This window comes from Robbsia andropogonis, from assembly GCF_034047095.1.
GTDB lineage: Bacteria > Pseudomonadota > Gammaproteobacteria > Burkholderiales > Burkholderiaceae > Robbsia > Robbsia andropogonis.
Map to the genome: position 1 here is coordinate 583,268 of NZ_CP139164.1, position 23,834 is coordinate 607,101.

The 23,834-nt window shown below is 60.2% G+C and carries 20 protein-coding genes; 11 read left to right on the top strand and 9 right to left on the bottom strand.

All coding sequences use genetic code 11. The annotated features are described in order from the left end of the window. Nucleotides 1–8: 8 nt before the first annotated feature. Nucleotides 9–1,118, bottom strand: a complete 1,110-nt coding sequence (gene sctU, locus SJQ66_RS02485; protein ID WP_320533568.1) for a type III secretion system export apparatus subunit SctU — start codon at nt 1,116–1,118, stop codon at nt 9–11. Between the two features lie 359 nt (nt 1,119–1,477). Between sctU and SJQ66_RS02490 the strand changes: the two genes are divergently transcribed. The 10 genes from SJQ66_RS02490 (at nt 1,478) to SJQ66_RS02535 (ending at nt 10,888) form a co-directional block, all read left to right on the top strand. Continuing rightward, nucleotides 1,478–2,113, top strand: coding sequence for an HrpB1 family type III secretion system apparatus protein (locus SJQ66_RS02490; RefSeq protein ID WP_024905066.1), 636 nt, complete (start codon nt 1,478–1,480; stop codon nt 2,111–2,113). A 36-nt stretch (nt 2,114–2,149) separates the two neighbouring features. Next, nucleotides 2,150–2,593 carry a hypothetical protein gene (locus SJQ66_RS02495; RefSeq protein WP_024905067.1) on the top strand — a complete coding sequence of 148 codons (444 nt, stop codon included), beginning with the start codon at nt 2,150–2,152 and terminating at the stop codon, nt 2,591–2,593. 136 nt (nt 2,594–2,729) lie between these two features. Further along, nucleotides 2,730–3,665: a type III secretion system inner membrane ring lipoprotein SctJ gene (gene sctJ, locus SJQ66_RS02500; RefSeq protein ID WP_244141715.1), complete on the top strand. Its 936-nt coding sequence runs from the start codon at nt 2,730–2,732 to the stop codon at nt 3,663–3,665. A gap of 46 nt (nt 3,666–3,711) precedes the next feature. Further along, nucleotides 3,712–4,659, top strand: a complete 948-nt coding sequence (locus tag SJQ66_RS02505; RefSeq protein ID WP_024905069.1) for a type III secretion protein HrpB4 — start codon at nt 3,712–3,714, stop codon at nt 4,657–4,659. Beyond that, nucleotides 4,644–5,489: a type III secretion system stator protein SctL gene (sctL, locus tag SJQ66_RS02510; RefSeq protein WP_024905070.1), complete on the top strand. Its 846-nt coding sequence runs from the start codon at nt 4,644–4,646 to the stop codon at nt 5,487–5,489. Before SJQ66_RS02505 ends, sctL begins: the two co-directional genes overlap by 16 nt. Before the next feature lie 137 nt (nt 5,490–5,626). Further along, on the top strand, nt 5,627–6,958 hold the full coding sequence (gene sctN, locus SJQ66_RS02515) for a type III secretion system ATPase SctN (protein ID WP_024905071.1): 1,332 nt from the start codon (nt 5,627–5,629) through the stop codon (nt 6,956–6,958). A gap of 17 nt (nt 6,959–6,975) precedes the next feature. After that, nucleotides 6,976–7,551: a hypothetical protein gene (locus tag SJQ66_RS02520; RefSeq protein ID WP_024905072.1), complete on the top strand. Its 576-nt coding sequence runs from the start codon at nt 6,976–6,978 to the stop codon at nt 7,549–7,551. Continuing rightward, nucleotides 7,548–8,468: a type III secretion system export apparatus subunit SctT gene (sctT, locus tag SJQ66_RS02525; protein ID WP_320533569.1), complete on the top strand. Its 921-nt coding sequence runs from the start codon at nt 7,548–7,550 to the stop codon at nt 8,466–8,468. The genes SJQ66_RS02520 and sctT overlap by 4 nt, the downstream gene beginning before the upstream one ends. Before the next feature lie 19 nt (nt 8,469–8,487). Further along, nucleotides 8,488–9,555, top strand: a complete 1,068-nt coding sequence (locus SJQ66_RS02530; protein WP_320533570.1) for a TylF/MycF/NovP-related O-methyltransferase — start codon at nt 8,488–8,490, stop codon at nt 9,553–9,555. Nucleotides 9,556–9,559: 4 nt separating this feature from the next. Continuing rightward, nucleotides 9,560–10,888: a cupin-like domain-containing protein gene (locus tag SJQ66_RS02535; RefSeq protein ID WP_051504645.1), complete on the top strand. Its 1,329-nt coding sequence runs from the start codon at nt 9,560–9,562 to the stop codon at nt 10,886–10,888. Nucleotides 10,889–11,070: 182 nt separating this feature from the next. Here SJQ66_RS02535 and SJQ66_RS02540 read toward each other — a convergent pair whose 3' ends face one another. From SJQ66_RS02540 to osmF, 6 genes are all read right to left on the bottom strand, one after another. After that, a complete protein-coding gene (locus SJQ66_RS02540) occupies nt 11,071–11,748 on the bottom strand; it encodes a hypothetical protein (protein ID WP_051504646.1) in 678 nt (225 codons plus the stop codon). Between the two features lie 216 nt (nt 11,749–11,964). After that, complete coding sequence (locus SJQ66_RS02545; protein ID WP_320533571.1) at nt 11,965–12,399, bottom strand: hypothetical protein; 435 nt, start codon at nt 12,397–12,399, stop codon at nt 11,965–11,967. 187 nt (nt 12,400–12,586) lie between these two features. Continuing rightward, nucleotides 12,587–14,386 (bottom strand): phospholipase D-like domain-containing protein, encoded by a 1,800-nt coding sequence (locus SJQ66_RS02550; protein ID WP_320533572.1) that lies wholly within the window; start codon nt 14,384–14,386, stop codon nt 12,587–12,589. 255 nt (nt 14,387–14,641) lie between these two features. Further along, a complete protein-coding gene (locus tag SJQ66_RS02555; protein WP_236693549.1) occupies nt 14,642–15,343 on the bottom strand; it encodes an ABC transporter permease in 702 nt (233 codons plus the stop codon). 159 nt (nt 15,344–15,502) lie between these two features. Beyond that, nucleotides 15,503–16,933 carry an ABC transporter permease gene (locus SJQ66_RS02560; RefSeq protein ID WP_407691449.1) on the bottom strand — a complete coding sequence of 477 codons (1,431 nt, stop codon included), beginning with the start codon at nt 16,931–16,933 and terminating at the stop codon, nt 15,503–15,505. Next, on the bottom strand, nt 16,930–17,877 hold the full coding sequence (gene osmF, locus SJQ66_RS02565) for a glycine betaine ABC transporter substrate-binding protein OsmF (RefSeq protein ID WP_320533574.1): 948 nt from the start codon (nt 17,875–17,877) through the stop codon (nt 16,930–16,932). Before osmF ends, SJQ66_RS02560 begins: the two co-directional genes overlap by 4 nt. A gap of 194 nt (nt 17,878–18,071) precedes the next feature. Between osmF and SJQ66_RS02570 the strand changes: the two genes are divergently transcribed. Further along, entirely contained in the window at nt 18,072–19,028 is a 957-nt protein-coding gene (locus tag SJQ66_RS02570) for a ketopantoate reductase family protein (RefSeq protein WP_046153317.1), read from the top strand. Between the two features lie 39 nt (nt 19,029–19,067). Here the strand turns inward: SJQ66_RS02570 and SJQ66_RS02575 are convergent, their stop codons facing one another. Further along, nucleotides 19,068–21,236, bottom strand: coding sequence for a TonB-dependent receptor (locus SJQ66_RS02575; RefSeq protein ID WP_390174025.1), 2,169 nt, complete (start codon nt 21,234–21,236; stop codon nt 19,068–19,070). Between the two features lie 312 nt (nt 21,237–21,548). Beyond that, nucleotides 21,549–23,624 (bottom strand): TonB-dependent receptor, encoded by a 2,076-nt coding sequence (locus tag SJQ66_RS02580; RefSeq protein WP_176026111.1) that lies wholly within the window; start codon nt 23,622–23,624, stop codon nt 21,549–21,551. Nucleotides 23,625–23,834 lie beyond the last annotated feature (210 nt).

A 23,834-nucleotide genomic window follows, 5' to 3' on the forward strand; every position in this document is an offset into this window, starting at 1 on the left:
CGAAGACGTTATAAGGAGATGTTAGAAATCGGCGCGGTGGGGATGGTTTCACCGGCGGCGTGCCGTGCCGTGCAATGAGGCGCGACGCTGTCAACCCATCGCAGGATGGCCGCCACCACTTCGAACATCGGTTCCGGTATGGCCGTGTTGGTATCAACGGCATGCAGCGCTCGGGCGACCGGCGGATTGGCGACGATCGGGATGTCATGCCGAGTGGCCAGGCGTCGTAGAAATGCCGCCTCGGCGTCGATGCCTTTCGCGAGCACGACCGGTAGTGGATATTCTTCAGGTGCGTAGCGGATTGCCACGGCATAGTGCGTGGGATTCACCACCAGGACATTCGCGCGCGCCACTGCCGCGGGTCGGGGATCACCGCGCATCAACTCCTTCGCGAGCTTCTTTCGTTCGCCTTTTATTTTTGGGTCACCGTCCGTATTTTTCCGTTCACGCTTGACCTCGTCCTTCGTCATTTTCTGCGAGTGCATGAATATCAAATGCTGCAATTTCCAATCCGTGGCGCCGATCACCAGGTAAATTAGGAAGGCGACGCCGATCAATTTGAGAAAAGCACTCCACAGCATCGCGGATAGTTGCGGCAAAGGTTGGTATAACGCATGCGTGACAATCGGAAAAAGATCGGTAATCGTTTTCCACAGGACGATGCCGAGAATAATGGCCTTGATCGTCATCTTTGCGATGTCGAGCAGGGATTTCCATGAGAAAAGGCGCTTGATGCCGCTGGCCGGGTTGACCGAACTGAGTTTGGGCATCACCGGCTCCATTGAAAACCGGACACCCACCTGCGTCATCGTTCCCGACACGGCTGCCAGCATGCCGATGACGGCAATAACGATACTGATAACCGCACAGACACCCAGAATATGAAATAGCGCGGACATCATCGCCTGCGTGGATCGGTCTGTTGACATGAAACCCAGCGCAATGTCCAGTATCTGGCGCAGTACATCCAGTACATCGTTTCCCCCCAGTTGCAAGGCGACCAACGCCGCTAGCAGCAATGCGGCGGAGACCAGATCCGGACTCTTCGCGTTCGACCCCTTTTTGCGCGCGTCATCGAGTTTCTTCTGGGTGGGGGCTTCAGTTTTTTCGTCAGCCATCGTCGCTTTTCAATGCTGTCCTTGGGATAGTGGGCACGTTACCGAACTGCCTTGCCCATGCCGCTGCGTCGGGCGAAGCCGTGCGGGAATTCGCGAAGCCCGATCGGCGCGACGTCCTGCGTTTGCGTGACGCCGCGTTAGTGCAGGGCTCTGAGGGTATTGCGAATGGCCGATAGATTTCTGATCGCGTGGTATCGGTCGTGCGAAGCCGGGAAACGGCGCAAATGGATAATCGATGCCGGCTTCGCAAACGAGCGGGTCGCTTCGGATGCATGCATCTTGAAAAAACTCCCGCTTGCTACCTTTCGCTCGTCCGATCCACACCCCTCACGACCCTCGTCATTTTTAAGAGACTGGATATGAACGCGAAAACGGAATACAAGCAGTGCAGCCATGAACTGATCGGTGGCTTGATCGAAATTGTCCGAATGGCGGTGATTGATCAATTTCCGTCGCCACGACTAGACGTTGCCGATGTGTCGGCATTGCTGGACGCAATGCATGTGCTGCGGCCGACGCTGACGGAACTCAACCTGTTCGATGGGTTTGTACACGTGGTACGTGGCGAATGGCACGACGCTATCGCATTGTTCTCGACACTGGTGTCGCAGGACCGTTGCATGCCAGGCAGCCGTGCGATGCTTGTCTACTGCCTGAGTGCTAGCGGCAATTCGGATTGGAAGATCGAAGCCGAACAATTACTGCATCAAGATAAGCTGACCCCGGAAGCGCGTTCACTCGTCTATGCGGTCATCGCACGCAATGATATGGAGAAGGCCCGCGAAGATGCATACGCCACTGGCGAATTCAACGAGCCCGAATCGCTGAAGCGGTTACGTGACGACTACGCCAGTTATCCGATACACCAGCGCGAGTCGAGGACGAGGCACGATGTGCTTGGGCCACATAGCGCGAGTGGTGCGCCACAGGAGACCGGCATGCAACCGATGGAGACGATCACCAACAGCGACTACAGCCAATATCTGCGCCTGTGATCGGATGTATTCCATTTTATAGATAGGAGATTGATAATGGATGCCGCTCTTGGTGTGTCCCATTTGCACTCGGCACTGATGACGAAGGAGCCGGCCCTCGCCCCGGATGCCCATGGCACGCAATCGGTCCATGAGCAAATGCAGATCAAGGGCGAGCCGGAAATCGCGTCTCTCGCGCATCAGGGAAACAATTTCGCAGAGATGATGCGCACGTCGCGCGTAGGACCGTCCGCACCGACAGGTGACGCGGGAACGGTTATATCTAAACTCGTCGAGGGTGAGGATGAAGCCTTCACCTATGTGTCGAACGATATGCTGTACATGTTGAACAACGCGAACAGCATGTCGATGGGGGAACTGACCACCGCAATGACACAGGTGCAGGTAGAGGCCGCAAGCATGCAGGTCGATTTGCAGATGAAAATGAGCGTGGTCAACTCGTCCAAGGACGCGATCGAAACCTTGATGAAGAATCAATGATATGAGCGCTCCATTAAAGGCTTTCTCACATACGTTCGCCGATGACGTCGATGTGTCTTGCGACGTGGAGGCGATCGATTCTTTGGCATCCCGCCATGCTGCGCGCATGGTGATCAAGTCGCGTCGTGACGGCCCCATGGTTCGTGGCGTCGTTTTCGGCGCGGCGTTGGCGATGGCGTTGACGTTGAGCGGCTGCAAAAAGGAACTGTACGGCAACCTCGGCGAACGTGATTGCAACCAGATGGTTGCAGCGTTGCTCGAGGCAGGTATCGACGCGGAAAAGGTATCGCCGGACGGTGGCAAGACATGGAGCGCGAAGGTCGAGGAAGGTCAGATGGTCAAGGCGATGGATGTACTGCGCCAGGACGGTCTGCCGGCGAATCGCTACGACGATCTAGGCAAGCTTTTCAAGAAAGATGGCCTGGTCTCCACGCCCACCGAGGAACGGGTGCGCTTTATCTACGGCGTTTCCCAGGAGTTGTCGGACACATTGTCTAAGATCGATGGTGTGGTGGTGGCACGTGTTCACATCGTATTGCCGGATAACGATCCGCTTGCCAATGCCGTCAAGCCGTCGTCCGCCTCCGTATTCATCAAGTATCAGCCGGATGCCAATCTGGCGACGTTGACGCCTCAGATCAAGAATCTCGTGGTCCATAGTGTCGAGGGCCTGTCGTATGACCAAGTCAGTGTGACATCGGTGCCGGCCGACCCGATGGATGTCATTTCCGCCACGCACGCCGCCGATACGTGGTCACCGATGCGCATCGCCGTTGGCGTATTTCTGCTCGCCGGTATCGTTCTTTTGCTGACCATGCGCCGCAAGCCGAAGGACGGAACGACCCCCAGGGTGGGGAAAGGCCAGGGTAACGGCACGTCCTCGATGCCCGCGGGTCAACGGATGTCAGACGCGGCGGCGGGCGGTGAAACTGGCGGGGGGCAGGCGTCCCAACCGGGGGGCGCCGCGCCGCGTGGGGTGGCGGGACTGGTGCCGAAACTGGATGCGGGCAGGCTTGCGGCGGCCTTGCCCGGCAATCTTTTCAAACGGGACGACGCGGCCGATTCACGCTAGCCGCGCGCGATATGGACTAAACGGTTGCGAATGGTGGCGGTGAACAATGGCGACGACAGTAGAGGAGTGGCGGGAATCGCAGCCCGCCTGGGCGGATCGCGACGACGCGCCCTGTCGCGATGCCGATGGTGGCCATGACGAGTGGGCGCGAGACGCGGCGGGCCCGAATGACCAGCACGTCGCCGACAGATCGGATCGGGGCGATATGCCGCTTGACGACGCACACTTGTCAGGTGGCAACGCGGACACGACGGTATCGGCAAACGATCAACCGCCATGCCAGGCGAGACGATTGCTTTCCTGCATGCGTCACTACCATGCGAATCGTGAGGCGCTGTTCGATTGGATCGATCCGAGCTGGCTGATGCCGGAAGGCGCTGCGAATACGTCGATGCATTGGCTGCTGGCATGGCCCGAAGCATTGCAACGGTCACGCAGCGCGTTGCGGGAACGGGCTTGCGCGGTGGAGCAGTGGTTAGGCGCCAGTGGTTTCCCGCCGCCAGGGATCGATCGCTTCACCACGTCGGTGTCACGTATCGCGGCGCTACATCTGGACGATGCATTGCGCGCCCTGCGACTGAGGGCATTGCATTTTCGGCGTGCCGAGCTGCGCTACTGGGTTGACCGGGAGAGTCGCGTCACGCTGGGGCAATGGCTTGGCGGCGATACCTCGACGACCGTTCGCTGGTTGTTGCAACAGGCGCATGCGCCGGCAGTGGCGCCACTGATGCGGGAGCATGGCATGCCGCCTCTCGACGAGATAAACGATGTCGCGCTGGCGTGGGAAGGCTTCGCGCTCTTTGCCGCAGGTGGGTTTTGCGAGCGATTCGAACCGATGGCGTTGCTGCGGTTCATGTGGTCGCGAGATGTGCCGACGCTGCCGTGGGTGCATGCGTACGCGGTCGATAATCCGAACGCGCATCGGCATGACGGCTTCCGTGTCATCGATCAATTGCAGCCTTTCTTTGGGGAGCAGACATGGTTATTTGGCTAAGGCGTGCCGGCCTGGAAGGGTGCGGCGGCGACGTACCGCAGGGTATTGGCATCGACGACGATATCGTACCGCGCGACGCGGTATCGCGTGTTGTCGCATTGGACGAGGGCTATCTGGCCCTGGAGCGATCGTATCGGGTGGTGCTGGCCGACGCGCATGGAAAGGCTAATGCGGTGCGCGAAGCGGCGGCCAGGGATGCCTGCGACATGCATGCGGAGGCACAGCAAGCATTCGATGCGGCGCGCGAGCGCGGCTTCGAAGCCGGGCGGCATGAGGCATTAGCGCAATGGTATGAACATACCTCGAAGATGCTGGCCTCACGCCGTGAGGTCCAGATGGCGGTGCATCAACGCGTTGCGGATCTGGTCGTCGCGGCGGTGGAGCGGATCGTGGCGGACCAGCCGCCCGCCGTGCTTTTCGGACAGGCACGACAAGCCGTGGAACGCATCATAGACGACAACAGCACATTGCGTATTCGCGTGCATCCGGAGGAATACGACGCGGCTGCCAATGCTTTCAACGATGCTGCCGTTGCATGGCGCGCGCGTGGCCGTTCCGTCAGCGTCGACGTGACGGCAGACCGTTCGTTGATGCCGGGCAGTTGTATCTGCGACAGTGACCTTGGCTTCCTCGATGCGAGCCTGTCAGTACAACTAGAAGCGGTGCGGGCGGCGGTGACACGTGCGGTTGACCAGCACCCGCCCCATGATGACGACGGCGGCACGGATGAACCATGGCAAGTAGGAACATGGGGACACATGCCATCGCCGTCGACGCTATGTCCGGCGCCGCCTCTCTCCAAGGAGCAGATGCAAGGAGCCTTCGCATGACGATGCGGGACCGCGATGAAATCGATCGTGTCGACGATGCTGGCACGGAACCTGATACGACGCAACGCGCCAATCCGCGCGCCGGCATCCACGCGCAGCCGGGCGGCCGACGCCACGCGTCGTCGGGCGCCGGCGATATCAAGGTCCAAGCGCAACTCGCCCGCTTGACGGACGCGATTGCCTGGGAGTTGGACGCACGGCCTGGTTTGACCACCAAGGGCAAGGTGTTGGAGGTGATTGGCACGCTGATTCGAATCGTTGGCGTCGACGTCCGCATGGGTGAGTTGTGTGAACTTCGGGCGCCTGACGGGCAACTGCTGCAACAGGCGGAGGTGGTTGGTTTCTCGCGCGATACGGCGTTGTTGTCACCATTCGGTCGTGTCTCCGACGTCTCCCGTGATACGCAGGTCGTGCCGCTGCGCCGACCGTTGACTATTCCGGTGGGCAATCCTTTGTTCGGGCGTGTGGTGGACAGTTTGGGGCGGCCGATTGACGGCAAGGGCCCAATCGATGCCACGGAGACGCGGCCCATCCACGCGGACCCGCCAAATGCGATGAGTCGTCCTTTGTTGAAGTCCCCCTTGTTCACGGGCGTGCGCGCGGTGGATGCGATGTTGACACTCGGGAAAGGGCAACGGATGGGGATCTTTGCGCCGGCCGGGGTGGGCAAGAGCACGCTGATGGGCATGTTCGCACGCGGCACGAAGTGTGATTTGAACGTCATTGCACTGATTGGGGAACGGGGGCGGGAAGTGCGCGAATTCGTCGAGGACATCCTGGGGCCGGAGGGCATGGCGCGATCGATCGTTGTCTGCGCGACGTCTGATCGCTCCTCGATCGAACGCGTCAAGGCGGCGTATGCGGCGACCGCCATCGCGGAATACTTTCGTGATCAGGGAAAGAGTGTATTGCTGATGATGGATTCATTGACGCGGTTTGCCCGGGCACAACGCGAGATCGGCCTGGCCGCGGGTGAGCCTCCGGCACGGCGAGGATTCCCGCCATCGATCTTCGCGGAGCTGCCGCGATTATTGGAGCGCGCGGGGTTATCCGAACACGGTGCCATTACCGCGTTGTACACGGTCCTTGCGGAAGACGAGACCGGTGGTGATCCGATCGCGGAAGAAGTCCGGGGCATTCTCGATGGCCATATGATCCTATCCCGTGATATCGCCGCACGGAATCAGTATCCCGCGATCGATGTTGGCGCGAGTTTGTCACGTGTCATGCCGCAAGTGGCTGGTCGGCGGCAATGCGACGCCGCTGGTCATGTGCGGCGTCTGATGGCGAAACACCGCGATATCGAAACATTGATTCAGTTAGGTGAATATCGCGAGGGCGCGGACCCGGTGGCCGACGAAGCGGTCCGGAAGCAAGAGCCGATCCGTCAATTTCTCAGTCAGCGCACCGACGAATCGAGTGTGCCTGAACAGACGTTTGATTGGTTGGACAGGTTGCACCAGGTTTGACGAACAGGGAGCGTGCAATGGCAGTGCAGCAAGAAGAACGCCGCAGCCGACGGGTGCCACCGAAGGGTGACCGGGGCCGCGAAGTCAAGGGTTTTCACGTCGTGATGCAACGCCTGGAGAGGTTGGCACGGACACTGCGCGAGACACTGGCCACCGAGCGCGCCGCACTGGTTGATGCACGAACATGTGAAAGCGAGCAGCGTGCGCGTATAGAGGACGCGGAGGGCGAACTCGCGGGCGTGGACGCGCGCATCGACATGCTGCTGAGCGGCGCTCAGGCGGTGCGGATCGACGATGTATTGGCTTGGCAGGATCAACGCATGACCCAGGCGAAGAAGAAGGATGCGTTGGTCGCTGATCTGCCTCGCCTCGAAGCGGTAGTGCAGGCGTGCGAGGCCGATGTCGCGCGGACACAGCGTGCGATCTTGCAAAACGAGGCACGACTGGACGTGTGTCGCAAACGCATCGACGCCTTGCATCTGGCGGCCCAACGGGTCGAGGATGACGTCGCGGATGACGAGGCCGAAGAGGGGGCCGTGGTGCGCTATATCGCGCGGCAGCACGCCGCACGGATCGCGGAGGCGATGGGATGAACGCCTTGAACGCGGGCATTCCGCAATGGGGCGGGACGTTCATGCAGTTTTTCACAATGGTGGCACTGTGCGGCCTGCGCTTGATGTTGATCATGATCATCTTCCCGCCTACCGGCGACAAGGTCCTGCAGGGCACGATCCGCAACGGCTTGGTCGTGTTATGGAGCGCTTTCATCGCACTCGGTCAGCAAGCCATGCTGCCTGAGCTGCATGGCTGGCATCTTGTGTTTCTCTGCATCAAGGAGGCGGTGATCGGATTGTTGATGGCGTTCGTCGTGTCGCCGGTGTTCTGGGTGGCTGAGGCGGTAGGTACCTACGTCGATGACTTGACCGGTTATAACAACGTCCAGATGAGCAACCCCAGCCAAGGGCAGCAAACGACGATTACGTCCACCTTGATGAGTCAATGCGCAATTGTGGCGTTCTGGACATTGGGTGGCATGACGTTTTTGCTCGGCGCGTTGTACCAATCATACGGATGGTGGCCCCTGGAAAGCGCGACACCGGTGCCGTCCGCGGTTCTTGCGACGTTTGCAATACATGCCACCGATTCACTGATGGTTACCGTTGCGAAGCTCGCGGCGCCGTGCGTGATGCTGCTGCTGTTGGTCGACTTCGGCCTCGGGCTTGTCGGAAAGACTGCGCAGAAGCTTGAATTGAATGCATTGGCGCATCCGATCAAGGGTGCGTTGGCCGTGCTGATGCTGGCGCTGATGATCGGTATCTTCATTGCACAGGTCCGTGATCAAGTGTCGTTGGTCCATGTCGCGGCGCAGTTGCATGGCGCACCTGGGTTGAATGGCGCTGACGCCCATGACGCCCATGACGCCCATGACGGCGGTGATGGTGACGTGCAACCCATCGATCGCGGCGCGCGGCCCCGTTCCGGGATGGTGGGGAATGCAAATGGTTGGTAGCAGGCTAACGGAGAACGGGATGAATATCGAATCGCCCCAGGCTGTTCCGGCAAATGCGTCCTGGCCGTTGGCGGAGTCGCCTCTGACGGTATCCGCGCAAGGCGCATCGACGTCCTTGCGCGCGGTGGGGTCGGAGTGTGGCGTCCATTCGGTCGCGCATGCTTATCTGGATATCGTCAAACGCTATGTAAGCGGTGCATTAGACGCGCGGACATCGGGCATTTCGCCTTGTGCGGCATTGCCGTCTGGCGTGTGCTTCCACGGTCCGATCACCGAGAGCGATTGCATCGCACGACTCGCTGATGCTGATCGGGTCTTTGCACCGTGGCTGAGCGCCGCCGGCAAGACCGCGGCGGAAGTGGCGGGTTTTCCTCCGGCAAAGATCGCCGTGTCGTTGAATCATATGCATCACGAATCACGATGTCTGACGATGTCGGAAGGGGCGCTGCTCGACAATGTGATCGAACTCGCCGAGGACGTGATCGCGCGGCGAATCCCTGGCGATTTCATCGAGACGGGTGTCTGGCGCGGTGGCATGACGATCTTGATGCGCGCGGCGTTGGCGGCGTTTCGCGATCCTGCCCGGCGCGTCTGGGTGGCGGATTCCTTTGCTGGATTGCCGTCGCCAGACCCGGCCGTACATCTTCGTGATGCCGTCTGGAACCATGTGATGGGCCTGGCGAAATGTCTGGAATCCGACATTGATGCGGTCCGTGCGGCATTTGCTCGAGCAGGGCTGCTGGATGACCGTGTTTGCTTTCTGAAGGGCTGGTTCAACGAGACGTTGCCGAATGCACCCACCGGGCCTCTTGCGCTGATGCGTCTCGATGGTGATTGGCATGACTCGACACGCGATGCGCTGGAGGCATTGTATCCGCGCCTGTCGCCGGGTGGTGCCGTGATCATCGACGACTACGGCCTGCCCACTGGCTGTGCACAGGCTGTCGATCTATTCCGTCGCCAACATCGGATCACCGCGCCATTGATTCGTGTCAATCGTCAAGCCGTCTACTGGCGTAAGCCGTTGCCGATCGCGGACGCGTCATCGCAAACAGGCGCATGTCCATTGCGTCCGGAAAAGGGGTAAAAAGATGACAGCCTTGCTCGCCGGTCGTCCGTGGGGGCCTGACATGCGTACGTCACGTACAATGCGCTTTCCCGTTGGCGCGGAGCGGGCGATTACTTCGCAAGAAACGCCAACGCTGTCCGCTCGGCTTGACGACATGTGCGCGCGATTGAACGCCTGCTACGTGCCACCGGTGTCGCCGGCGATTGTTGAATTATGCATCCTGTCCGGCAGGGCGCGACAGACCGTTTGCTTTGTGTTCGGGGACCGGATTTCTATCAAGTGGAATATTGAAAACGCGTCCATCACGGACGAGGTGCCGTCCGGGGCAGCGCGATCGACGATTACGCTTGTAGAGCCCGTATTCGCGATCCTGCTCGATGCGCCGGATCGATTCGACCCCCGCCACCCGGACTGTGTCGCGCTGGGAGGCATCCGCATTGACCAGACGCCTTGGCCGGCAGCGTATTTCTTGCAATTGCTGAAGCGACCGAGCGTCACGCAGCGTGACGCCTTGCAACGCGCCGTGTCTCGCGCGCCGTTTTCACTTTCTGCCGTGGATCAAAGAGGGTGTGGGTCCGCGACTAGGACCGAGGTGGAATACGCGGTGCATGATGCAATCGCTGCTAGTCGCCCGCTCGTCCTGCGCAATCTGCTGCGCTGGCCGGAAACACGCTGGACAGTGAACGATTGGCGTGACCGTGAGGCGCAGACAGCGCTAGGAATCAGCGTTGGTGGTCACGTCTGTCGTACCGTGAAAGCGTTCATCGATGCCTGCTTTCCGGATAGTCGCGAAGGCTTGCGCGACAACGATATCGCCCGCGACCCTGCCGCCACGGCCGGATGGGCCGATAGTGCCTTGTCTCCGGGCGCCGCGGCGACGCGCGTTCGACAGCCGCTTTATACCGGAGGCTGCGCGCTTCCGCCGCAATGGGAGGAACGCTTCGCGATGCCGCTGTTTTCTCCCAAGGTGTTCGGGCCCGCGCAGTGGTGGTTCGGCGCATGGCACGGCGACGCGTTGGCAACACGCTTGCATTGTGATACCGAGAATTCGTTTCTTGCCCAGCTCATGGGCCGCAAACGCATCCGACTTTATGGTCCGGCACAGGCCGCGTTGCTCTATGCGATGGACGCTTTCAATGCGTTTCGCCCGTGCCGCGTCGATGTACAGCATCCTGATCTTGTGCGTTTTCCGGAATTCACCAAGGCGCGAGGGGTGGATGTCCTGATCGAACCCGGCGATCTTCTGGTCATACCAACCGGATGGTTTCATTGTGTATGGGCGATTGACGACACGATGTCGATCAGCCGATTCCTTTCGGATCTGAATGTTCCCGGGCGTGACACGGTTTAAGGCGTTGCCGTACCTGCTTCGTAGCATCGATCGGTGAAAGCAGAAGCAGGGGGGACGTGCGCTACCTATCGCGCGCCGTATTTTATTTCGGTACGCCACGTACACAACCTGTCTGTCAAAGGCTGAATAACGGCATGACGCGGACCCGCTTGTCTCCGCCCGACGTCGTCGGGCGATCAGCCTTAAAGACCGAACATCCCAAGAAGACCCCCTAATACATTGCCGACCTGATTCATGCCCCACTCGAAGTTATCTTGGTTTGTGCCGTCCTTGTTCACATGTGAATCATTGGTGGTCTGGAGCATATGTCCATCTTGCTGAAACTGCGAATAGCCGTTTTTCTCGAAATCTTGCAGTTCCCCCGCCTCGGTACCGTGACGCGCTTCATTATCGGATGTGAAGCCTTCGATGTCGTGGTCACCAGCGGCACTGCCACGGTCGGTACCATCATAGGCTTTGTCCGTATCGATAAAATCGACGACTTCCGAGGCCCGATATGCGGCGTCGGGATCGTGTTGCCAATCGCCAACCTGTTTGTCCAGGTTGTCACGCACCCCACTCTGATTGCCAAGATTCTTTAGCGTCGGGTCATCGTCGATGATCTGCTGCGCGGAGCGGGTGTCCCCGTCGGGACGCTTGTCATCGGCTTTTGGTACAGGCGTGCCGTCGCCACCGCCCAGGATGGAAGACCAGTCGACGCTTTGCATCTGGGTTGACGCATTGTTGTAAACCCCCTGGACCGACGAAATAATCGAATTGGTTATGTCGTCCGAGCCGCTCATGTCCGCCGCGAATACACTGCTGTAATCGAAGCCGGGGGTGCCAAAAGTTGAATAATCCGGTGTGACCATATCACCCATTCATACACCTCATGAGAGAAATGAAGAACGTTCCAACGCAAGATTGAAACGGCTAGCCGTCGTGCCGTCCGATCACGTTCTGTCAGCGGCCATGCAGGAACAGCACCAGGCTCATGAAAGGTAAAGAAAGGGGAAGTGAAGATGGTACGCGTGCACGAAGGGGCTGCGCGGCACGCGAAGATTGGACGGTGGTGCGGTGAAAAGATCGCTACGTCATCAGAGCGTGCATCGCGCCACTGCGAAGCGCACGTCAGGCTCGCTGCGTTCCGCCTGCCGTTTGGTATTGTCGCGATAGTCGCCGGCAACGAGCGTCGCGCCGTTGTCCTGTTGCTTGATCACGATGTCCCAGCCGTTCGATCGAATCAATTGCGCCGGGCCGCGTGGCGTGTCGACATTTTGCGCGCGCGCAAACAATCGTTGCCCCATGCATCGGGCCACGTCGTCGGCCTGACGCGAGGACTGCAGGTAGATCGGTGGTAATTCGGTCAGTGGCGCGCTGCTCATCACCGGGTTACCCGACGTCGCGGCGGGCGGCGTACTGCCACATGCCGAAAGCAGCGTGGCCATGATGACCAGGATGCCGGACGCAAACGAAGTGGTGGCGGCCCGGTGCGTGGCATGGCCGCGTACGGTTGGGAAATGACAGGTCATGGCGTGGTCTAGGCAATGGCAATACGGCTTGCGGGCCGCTGGACACGTTCTGAATGACGTGGTGCCAATATTCTACGTGACGATATGACGTTTGGGGCGGCGCTTTATGCCTCGACATTGCCTGTGCCCGCGGTAAGACCTTGCCGGCAGCGAATGCTGCGCCGCGATAATGTCTACGTTACCTGATTTATGAATGGTTATCGCCTGCCAATTCAATCCGCGATTTCTGTTCCGGACTGCCTTTGACATAGTATTTCCTGGCCCATGCGCCATCGGTTGCCAAGTACAGTCGTGATGATGTCGACGGCGTGCCATTGTTGCGCTCGGTCAGCGCGATGGCACGCGCGCGGTAATGCTCGTAGAGTCGCAGGAATTCAGCAAGGTAGATTGCCGCAACGCGCTTATCCCGAATTTCCAGCAGGTTCTCATCGTTGTAGCGCTCGGAATTCTTGCTCATATTTGCCGAACCAGTATAAACAACGGGGTCGTTGCCATCGGCGTCCACGATGACGAACTTGTGATGAATGATCACCGGCGTATAAGGCGGCGCCTTCGCGCCGGGGAAGCGTTGCCACTCGGGTAGAAAGCCGTCGGGGGCCGTGTCCTGGGTAAAGTGCGCCGCATCAATGACATCGCGCTGCCGCTGGCTGCGATGGTAGAGCGCCATGTTTGCAAGCGCCGAAGCGTTCAACGGTGCCGATTGCCCGCTGGCCTTGTCGTTTCCGCCCGCCTTCACCGGGCTAATGTGATTGACAAGGCCGAACATGGTCAGGCCTTTGTCACCGGCATCGAAACACGCCTGCCGCAGCGTGGCGTCGGTGGGCATGAACAGGCAGAACATGACAGAATGTTTCGCTTTGCCGATTGCCGTCACGATGGTGTCGATCTGATTGCGCGCATCGCCGGGCTCTGGCGAAAAGCAGGCGCGTATTCGGGCCGATCCCACGGTGACCGGATCTGACCAACCCGGTTCGGCATTGGCGGTTGCGGCAATGACGGGATTGCTCGCCAGCAATCGTGCTCGTTCGTTATAGAGCGCAGCGAGCGGTGGTGCCTCGAAGACATGCAGGACGTTTGCCTGCTCCGTAAGGCCTTCCGTCGTGAAGTTTGCCGAACCGGCAAGCAGGCGCATCGGTTTCCCTGCGGCGTGCGGACCATCGGAGACGATGAACTTGTCGTGCATGATATGGGTTTTGTCTCGCGGCAATAGCGTGACGTTGCCTTCTAGCGTATCAATCGCCATCTGATTTGGCGATGTTGTCGCGGTCTGGCCTTTTTGTTTTCCCTGGTGTGCGTCGTAGACGATGGCAACCGCGTCTTTTCCATGGGTCTTGCCAAATGTCGATAGCGCGGGCAGTGCCCAGAGCGGATCAGTCAAGTGATAGACCGCCCCGACGGCGCGGCTTGCGCCTGACAGAATGGTATCGAATACGTGTTCCATGCCATTCGCGAGCCAGCCGCGCAATGCCAGCGTATCCTGCGCGTTGGGGGCCGTGCCCGGAGGAAGATGTAATGCCGCGATTTTCCGGGAAAATGCTTGCGAACTGACCACGGCACGGTTGAACCAGGTGCCGATACCGTCCACCGTATGAGAGGGCAGTGTCACACTGCATGTCGCCCTGTCCGATGTGCGGACGGTCAATGTGTCGGGCGTGCCGGTTACCGGGTACACGTCATAGCGGAACGTATGTTCGCGATCGGCGTCGTCGAAGCGCGCATCCCACCAACTGAATTTCTGGATGGGGGCGATGTTGCTCGGGGTGTCCGTGTTGACGGATCGGGTCTGCGCCACGTGCGTCGCGGCACCGAACGACAGACGATTTGGTAACCAACTGCTGCCGGCTCGGAGGCCATTCCGATCGTCTCGAAATCCGGGAGTGCGCTTGATGGCAAAACCGAGAAAATCCGGGTGCTGTGGCGCGTCAGGCCAGTCCAACGCAAGTAGAACAAGGGTCGGCGATAGATAGCTGCGGATTTTCACGCTCATGCCGGTACTCCTTCATTGCAGATTCATCAGTCTCGCGATGGGATATGACAAAAGTGCGACAAGCTGCGTCATGGGACAAGGGCCGAGTGCGGTGCCTCGCACATGTTGCCTGCGAAAGTGCTGCAGGGAAGATCGCATGCGGCATGCTTCACGGAACGCAGGGCCGCCGGTACACCCGGAAAAAGGCGGCCATCCTGCGACAACAGCACGCTCCAGGCGACGGATCAGGGGAAAAACGACTGTCCGGACGACGGATCAGCGTACGGGCCAGCGCCAGCGTGCGAAAACACCGAGCACTTCATAGATAAGCACCGCCAGGGCCGCGATGACAATGGCACCTTGTACGATGAAGGCGGTATTGGATGTTTGCAATCCGGCAATGATCACATCCCCCAGACTGGAAGCCGCGACGGTCGAACCAATTGTCGCCGTGCCAAGGTTGATGACGACCGCCAGCCGGACGCCGTGAAAAATCACAGGCCCCGCCAGCGGTAGCTCCACCTGCCAGAGCCTTTGCCATGCATTCATACCCATGCCAAAGGCGGCTTCGCGCGTCGCCTCCGGAATGCGTTGCAGCCCGGCCAGCGTACTTTCGAAGACAGGCAGCAGCCCATACAACGTCAGCGAGAATAATACCGGCTTGGCGCCGAAACCAAGCGCCGGCACGGCCAACGCCAGCACGGCGACCGGCGGAAAGGTCTGCGCGATGTTGGCGATACTTCGCGCAATCGGCAGGAAGTCCGCGGCAGGGGCGCGCGTCACGATAATTGCCGCGGTGATCGCGGTGCATCCACCGATGGCACTGGCCTCCACGACCAGCAGCAGATGGGCCATCGTCAGGTTCCAAAGGCTGTCGCGGTTGTAAATCGAGGGGGCGCCGTAGTCGGTGAGGGGCGCGAACCATGCCGCGAACCACTGCGGTTTTGTCAGGAATATCGCCAGCGCTGCAGCCAGCATCCCCAAGGCAGTCACGCGCAGGACCAGGACGGCCGTCGGCCTCACGCTCACGCGGGACGAACGGGCATGGGCCACATCGTCGGTATCGGTCTGACCGGAAAGGGTACGGGGGCCAGGGGGAGGCGTGCGGCGCGCGGTCATGGGCGACGATGGACGAGGTCAGTAAGGCGTTGCGGCGGCATCGTCTTGCGATGAGGAAGCCGCCGCGGCACGGTCGATGCGGTTATCGCTACTGCGACGCGAACCAGTGGTTAGATCACCATCGATGCGACTCATGTCCGCAAAAGCACTGAATAGGATTGATGCAAGCAACGCCAAGGCCAACGTTGGCATGGCGCCGAGCAAGACGAGGTCCGTGGCGGATTGCCCCAAGCCCTGGAAGATAAACGTGCCAAACCCGCCGCCGCCGATCAGGGCGCCCACAGCCGCCAGTCCGATGTTTTGCACCAGCACGATGCGAATGCCGCTGAGCAGCACAGGCAGGGCAAACGGAAATTCGATCATGCGGAGCCGTTGCAGCCGGGTCATACCCATCCCATTGGCAGCTTCAATCAATGTCTCCGGCACTTCGCCGATGCCGGTGACCACGCTCGCGGTCAGCGGCAGCAAGGAGTACAGGAAAAGGGCCAGAATGGCTGGGGCCATGCCGATACCGCGAACGCCGAGCGCAGCCATCGCCGGGCTATGCAGTGCGAGCCATCCAAGCGGCGCCATCAATAATCCGAAAAGCGCCATGCTTGGTATTGTCTGAACGATGTTCAACAGCGGCAGCATGAGGATGCGTAGCGCGGTGATGCGTGTGCAGGCAATCCCGAGTGGCATACCCACCACCAGCGCGGCGCCAACGGCGCCACCCACGATGCTCAGGTGGTGACGCGCTTCATGCCAGAAGGTGGTTGCCCGCGCGGCATATTCCTGCATCACGGAAAGGCGAGCCCAGGTACCAGCATGGAAAAGGAACGCGAGGACGGTGAGCACGCCGGCCAAAACAGCGAGCCGTTGCCAGGGAAGCAAGCTGTGTTTGGCCAGTGCATCGGTCACGAGGATCGAAAACGCGAACACCAAGGTCCACGCACCGGATCCCGGCGACACACGCGCAAACGTCTGGGTCGGGCTTACGAGCAATGCCGGCGCTTCACCAAGGGCGACGAGCACAGCCAGCAGCAACAACCCACCAAAGGCGGCCCGTAGCCATGCCCCGCTGCGCAGGCATACGAATAGCAGGCACACGGCAAGGAGTACTGCTGTCAGGATCGTCGCGCCATGCCATGTGATGACGGGTAGGGGAGGCGGGGCCTGCGGCACCTGAAACAGGTTGCCGCCAGGGTCGGCCGAGATCGCGGCGGCTGCGTGATCGGAAAACGCTGGCGGCCAGGCGGAGGTCAAGGCCAGCAACGAGACCTCCTTGCCGGCGGTGATACGGTTTGCACGGAATAGCACGAAGGGCTGGCAAAATGCGGCGTAAGCGATAAGCAGTGTCAACAGCATGCCGACGCGGTCAAGCCGATCACGTGCGAATCTCGCCACCGCGGTTTGCGTGCGCGACCCGGACGCGTCGCGCCGCGTATTCCCAGGAACCGAAACGGTCACTTCAGCAGGCCCTTGGACTTCAGGTACGCGGCGGCGACGACTTCCGCCGGCTCGCCGTTGAGCTGTATGCGAGCGTTCAAGGCTTGTAGTGTCTTCAAATCAAGACCGGCAAATACCGGTTTCAGCCAGTCTGCGATCTGCGGATGTGCCTTGAGCACAGACTCCCGAATTACCGGCGCGGGTGCATACACCGGCTGCACGTGCTTGTTGTCGAGCAGGACGACGAGGCCGGCGGCAGCAATCCCACCATCGGTGCCATACACCATGGCCGCATTGACGCCATTGGTCTGTTCCGCAGCCGCTTTGATCGTGGCCGCGGTATCGCCCCCCGACAAAACAATCAATTGCGATGGCTTCAACGCGAACTGGTAGGCCTTCTCGAACGAAGGCAACGCAGAGGCACTATTGACGAATTCGGCTGACGCCGCCAACTTGGCATCGCTATCCTTGGCCCCGACCCACCGCGCAAAATCGTCGAGTGTCTTCAATTTGTGCGCACTGGCTGCCGCGCTGGTCACCGCAATACCCCAGGTATTATCAGCGGGAGCGGGCGTCAGCCAGATAAGATGCTGGGGTGCATCGAGTGCTTTGGCGGTGGCATAGGACTTCGCGGGATCCTTCCACGCTGGGTCTGATGCCTTGTTATAAAAGAACGCGGCGTTACCGGTGTATTCCGGATACACATCGATTTCACCGGAGACCAGCGCTTTGCGCACGATCGGCGTGGCACCCAGACCGATCTTGTCGTTGACGGGCACACCATGCGCCTGCAGTGTCAACTTGATCATGTTGCCTAGCAAGCTACCCTCGGTATCGATCTTTGACGCCACCGTTACCGGCGTGTCATCCGCCGCCACGGCCGACAGGGGAAATGCGCCAATGCCAGATGCGAGCGACAGGCTTAATAAGACAGCAGACAGGGTAAGACGTGGCCGTGAGGTCATACGCGCTCCTTCGATTTCGCCGATATATCCACCTATCTTATCCGACTTGGACGTCAAACCGCCGAGGGTACGCTCCTGTTCCCGCGGGCACGGCTTTGGCACCGCGGCGGGCGGGCAAGAAAAAATCATGCGATGATCGCGCAGGCATCGGGTTTCCGTCAGGGAAACCGCATTATCAGGATAATGGAGTCGACATGCGTTTCTTGATCATTGGGGCGGGCGGTCTGGGTGGATATTTTGGTGCGAGGCTGGTGCAAAACGGGGCGGATGTCACGTTCCTGTTGCGCGAGCGTCGCGCCGGTCAGATTGCCGCGAATGGGCTGTCGGTACGGAGTGCACTGGGTGACGTGACGCTGCGCGATGTGCGGACGGTCAGTCGGGCACAACTTGCCGAGCGCGGTGCGGATGCGTCGCCGTACGACGTAATATTGGTGGGCTGCAAGGCCTACGATCTCGACGACACGATGGCGTCGTTCGCGCCCGCGGTCGGCCCGGATACGATGATCCTGCCGATACTGAACGGGATGTCCCATGTCCAGGCATTGCAGCAGCGTTTCGGTCCGGTGAATGTGCTGGGTGGGTATTGCAAGATTTCCGTCGCGCTGGACGCCGATGGCACTGTTGTGCATTACAACACGGGCCATCAATTGGCGTTTGGCGAATGGAATGGTGACGTGACGCCGCGTGTACAGGCGTTGGCGGATGCCATGGCGGGCGCGAATTTTAACAGCACGCTGTCGTCGCGCATCCAGGGCGAGATGTGGGAGAAGTGGGTGCAGATCGCCACGCTGGCCGGCATGACCTGTCTGATGCGCGGCCCGGTAGGCACGATCATCGAGAGTGGCGGCGAGGCATTCGCATCGGCGCTATGCGACGAATGCCTGTCTATTGCCGTGGCAAATGGTCAGCAGCCGTCCGATGAGGTGGTCAGGCGTATCCGCCGTACCGCAACGGACCCTACATCGACCGTGACGGCGTCGATGTGCAAGGATCTGGAGCGAGGCGCGCAGGTGGAAGCGCAGCATCTGATAGGCGATTTGATCGCGCGTCGCCCGGCGCATGCGACCTCGCTGACTGTGGCGACGCCCACGCTGCTGGATGTGGTTTTCCTGCATTTGAAAACTTACGAACGACGGCGTTTGGCCGTCTGACGTCGCGTGGTGTGCCACCCACACTGGTCAAGGAGGCGGTCAGAACGTTGTGCGTAAGCCGACGGTTGCGCTGCGGCTCATTTGGGGCGCGATACTCCGTACGACCGAGCTGGCGTAGCGAACCGTCTGGTTTGTCAGGTTGTCGCCGCGTAAATAGGCCAACCATTGCGTGCCGCTAACCTGGAAGCGATAGGTCAACGACAGGCCCACCGTCGTATAACCGCCGGTAATCGTGTCGTTTTTCGGCACCCGTGATTGCCCCCGCGCATGTATCACCGTTGCACGCGCACCGAATCGACCGTAGCCATAGGCAGCGCTCATCGTGATTCTCAGTGGTGAAATGCGCGGCAGGGGCTCACCAGTGGCAGCATTGCGCGCGCGCGTGTAGTCTGCGCCAAAGTCGAGATCCACATGATGTGGCCCTCGCGTGAAAACCCGTTTGGTGACACCGGCTTCCACCCCGTAGAATTCCGCCCGGACGCCCCGATACACCGCTTCGGCGAGTGATTGCGTGGCGTGATCGCATTCATGGTGATGGTGATCATGCGCGGCGTGGACATGCGCATGACCGTGCCCATGTCCATCGGCTATCTGTCTGCCCGTGGTGTATTCGGCCAAGTAATTTGAAAAGCGGCTGTAGAACACGCCAATGCTGGCTTTGTCCTGGCCGCTCGCGAAACGGAGGGCAAGATCGGTGGAGACCGATTTTTCTTTTTTCAGGTTGGCATTCCCGCGCAGATACTGGCCGGTTGCGTCGTGGGGACCATTCGCGTATAGCTCATAGAATGTGGGTGCGCGCTCGGAATACGCAAGGGATGAGGCGATCGACCACGTCGGCGCCAGATGATATAACGCGCCGAGCGAAACGCTGCCGTTGGTAAATGCGCGCTTCGATGCCCGGGAAAAACGCCTGTCGGTGGATGCGGCTGGTGACAACGTCACCCGTTCTATTCGACCACCCACGCTGAGTTTTAGTCGATCCGTCGCCTGCCATTCCTCGATACCGAATAGCGCTACGTGCGCGGTGCGGGTGGTTGGCACCATTGCGTGCGCGCCTGTCGTTGCGAACGTATATTGTCCAAACTGCATTCCTACCGCGCCATTGACCGGCCCGATAGGACGATGTCGCGCTTCCAGGCGTGCCTCGTATCCTCGGTTTCTAAACACGCCGTGTTCACGGTTGTTATCAAGCTCCCGATGCAAGTAGTCGGTTGCGGCAATGTCGATTTTCAAGCGCGTGAAAGGGCCGGAGAGATTGCGGAACTCGGATGCCCACGCGACGCGATCCTGTCGCATTCTCAGGCGTACGGTTGGTGCGGCAACCGATCCGTAGTGCGACTGATAGCCGTTGTAAGCCAAGCCCGCATAGCCATCGGCCCAGGTAACCGAGCCGCCGACACTGCCGCCTGACCATTGACCGTCGCTGTTCGGCAGCGTGCCGTTGGGCTGTGGCAGCGTCCTGGCATCGTCGGCGCGCTGTGCCGCGCTACGCGCAAAGCCCGGAATGCGCTGATCAGCCGACTTGCGGGTAAAGACATCCGCATGGAAATTCAGGCGACCATTGCCCGCTTCGATTTGCGCGGCACCGGCACGGGCGCGGTTACCCGACGTATAGTTGACATCGGTGATGCCGGTCACGCCGTCGATGGGTGCGCGTGGAATGCGATTGTCGATCGTATTGACCACGCCCCCCATGGCATTGCCACCGTAAAGAAGCGCGGCCGGTCCACGGACGATCTCGATCCGTTCCACCGAAAGCGGGTCCTGTGGCACCGCGTGATCGAAGGAAAGTGACGATGCGTCGAGGGCGGCAACGCCATTTTGCAGGATACGGATACGGTCCCCATCCATTCCGCGGATGATAGGGCGCCCCACCATTGGACCATAGCTGGTCGTAGAAATGCCGGGCAGACCGTTCAAGGTTTCACCCAGGGAGTGCGTTGCGCGTACCAGCAGAGTATCGCCGACGATGGCGGTAGCCGGTGAAATCAGTGCATTGTCACCCAAAGGATTCGCCGTCACGAAAATGGGCGACATATCCGGTTGGAGGGCCGTGCCCGCTGCCATGGTCGTCGCGTATCCCGGCGTTTTCTCTTCGCGCTCCTCCTGACCCGCGGTCGTCTCGGTTGCAGCGACGGCCCCCATGGGTCCCGACAACAGCAGGGCAACGGCAACACCCATGGCGGGAGAGGCGGTGGTTGACGGCATGAGACGCATTCCTTTCTTCGATCGATTCGGATAAACAATACGCAACCGATGAAGGATATGCATCCTGGCCGAACGTTATAAGATAACGTTCGGACTGCATAGGAAAACATCCGATAGAAAATCGGAGGTCACATCTCACCTGTTGCCCGCGAGGGGCATCTTATAGCAAGGCGTGCGGTGAAGGTCCAACGTCAGGGCGATTCAGACTATCCTTCGTCTCTGTTGATTCGCACCAGGAAATAGCGTTTCGCATCTTCGACTTCTCGATATTCCGCGTTGGCCGGGCACGTGTGGTGCCCGGCCATTGGATGATCAGAATGTGGTGCGCAAACCCACGGTGACGCTGCGCCCCATCTGCGGCGCGATTTCGCGAACGACCGAGCTAGCGTAGCGCACATCCTGGTTCGTCAGGTTATCGCCGCGTAGATAAGCCAGCCACTGCGTGCTGCCAACATGGAAACGATAAGTCAGTGACACGCCAATGGTTGTGTATCCATCGGTAGGCGTGTCATTGGCAGGCACGCGCGCTTGACGCCAGGCATGGACCACGGTTGCCCGGGCACCGAATGGACCATAGCCATACGCGGTGCTGAACGTGACGCGCAATGGGGCGATACGTGGCAAAGGTTCACCATCATCCGCGTTTCGTGCGTGCGTGTAGTCGGCGTCGATGTCGATGTCCACATGGTGTGGGCCGTTTGCGAAGACGCGCTTGGTCATGCTCGCTTCCACCCCGTAGAACTCGGCACGCACGCCACGATACACCGCTTGGTTCAGGGCGTCGGCGGTACCGTTGGCCACGATCGCGCCGTCGTCGTCGACTTGATTGCCGGTGTTGTATTCGGTCAGGTAGTTCATGAAGCGGCTGTAAAACACACCGACGCTGCCTTTGTCCGGCCCGTTTGCGTAGCGCAGCGCCAGATCTGTCGACACCGATTTTTCTTTTTGCGCATTGCCGTTGCCGATCAGGTACTGGCCGGTGGCGTCGTGCGGCCCGTTGGCATACAGCTCATAGAACGTGGGCGCGCGTTCCGTGTAGGCGATATCGGCGGCAACCGCCCACGCCGGCGTCAATCGATACAGTCCCCCAAGCGAGACGCTGCCGGTCGTGAAGTTACGGTCCTCCGCGCTGGCAAACCGCTCATTTCCGGCCGCTGTGGGTGACAGCATGGTGCGCTCGACGCGACCGCCCAGGCTGACCTTCAAGCGTTGCGTGGCTTGCCATTCTTCGAGTCCGAACAGGGCGACGTTCGTCGTGCGCGTGGTGGGCACCAGTGCTTCGTCGCCGAGCGCCGAGAATGTGTTCTGGCTGAATTGCACCCCTATCGCGCCATCGAAGGGCCCGATCTTTTTATGTCGCGCCTCGATCCGGCCTTCATAACCGTGATTACGGAAAGTCGTGCCTGTAACGCCATCATCGATCTCTCGATGTTCGTAGTCGGTATAGCCGAAGTCGAATTTCACGCGCTCGATCGGGCCCTGCAGGTTCCTGACCTCGGACGCAAACGCAACGTGGTCCTGATGCATGCGCAAGCGCACCGTGTCCTCGGCCACGGAGCCGTAGTCTGATTGGAAGCCGTTATAGGAAAGACCGGCATAGCCATTCGCCCAGGTATAGGAGCCGCCTACCGCGCCGCCGGACCACCGTCCGTCACTATTGGGTAATTTGCCGTACGCTTGCGCTGTGTCAGGATCGTCCTGCGCACGTTGCGCGGCACTGTGGGCGTACCCCGGAATGCGTTCGTCGCTGGTCTTTCGCGCGAAGACATCGGCGTGGAAGTTAAACTGCCCGTTGCCACCTTCGATCTGTGCGGCACCGGCTCGCGCCTGGTTGCCGGATGTGTAGTTGACGTCGGTGGTGCCCGTGACGCCCTTGATCGGCTCGCGTGGAATACGATTGTCGATGGTATTGACGACGCCGCCAATGGCGTTGCCGCCGTACAGCAGCGCCGCGGGACCGCGAATGATTTCTACGCGCTCGACGGAGAGCGGGTCCTGCGGTACCGCGTGGTCGTAAGAGAGCGACGATGCATCGTATGCCGCCACGCCGTTTTGCAGCACGCGGATACGATCGCCGTCCATGCCGCGGATGATCGGTCGCCCCACCATCGGGCCATACGTCGTGGTCGATACACCTGGCAGACCATTCAACGTTTCACCCAGGGAACTGCTGTTGGCGCTGCGCAGCGTCAGTGCATCGCCGGAGACCGCGGTGGCCGGCGAGATCAATTCGCTGTCGCCGAGCGGATTGGCCGTCACGAAGACCTGCGATTGTGCTGTGTCGCCAACCGTGCCGGATGCGTCCCGTGCCGTGGCGGTGGTCGTGCCGGTCGTGCTTGTATCGGCCGCGTGAACGCTGGCGGCGTGTCCGGAAACCAACAGTGAAATAGCAATGCCGACGGCAGCGTGAAGGGGCGTGGGACGCGGAAAGAACGGGGTGGTCACGATGGGCTCAGTTTTCGATGGTTACAAAAATGCCGATGCGCCGACGACGCCGATGCAACAAATCCAGACCGAGTTGTGAATGTTATATCATTTCAATTCGTGGGCCAGTTTTTTGCCCGGGGGCACACGCATGTGGCGCCCACGAGAATCAAG